Source organism: Salmonella sp. SAL4457 (assembly GCF_046548235.1).
GTDB lineage: Bacteria > Pseudomonadota > Gammaproteobacteria > Enterobacterales > Enterobacteriaceae > Salmonella > Salmonella enterica.
This window is the reverse complement of the sequence record NZ_JBGDZO010001531.1, coordinates 1-214: the sequence shown is the minus strand read 5'-3', so window position 1 is coordinate 214 and position 214 is coordinate 1. Positions and strand designations below refer to the sequence as shown.

The following is a 214-nucleotide window of genomic DNA, read 5'->3' as shown; positions in this document are numbered from 1 at the left end:
GTAATAGCTCACTGGTCGAGTCGGCCTGCGCGGAAGATGTAACGGGGCTAAACCATGCACCGAAGCTGCGGCAGCGACACTGTGTGTTGTTGGGTAGGGGAGCGTTCTGTAAGCCTGTGAAGGTGTGTCGTGAGGCATGCTGGAGGTATCAGAAGTGCGAATGCTGACATAAGTAACGATAAAGCGGGTGAAAAGCCCGCTCGCCGGAAGACCA

Annotated in this window: 1 rRNA gene; it reads left to right on the top strand. The window is 55.6% G+C overall.

The annotated features are described in order from the left end of the window. Nucleotides 1-214: ribosomal RNA gene (locus ACLJNW_RS29325) — 23S ribosomal RNA — on the top strand; the annotation flags it as partial.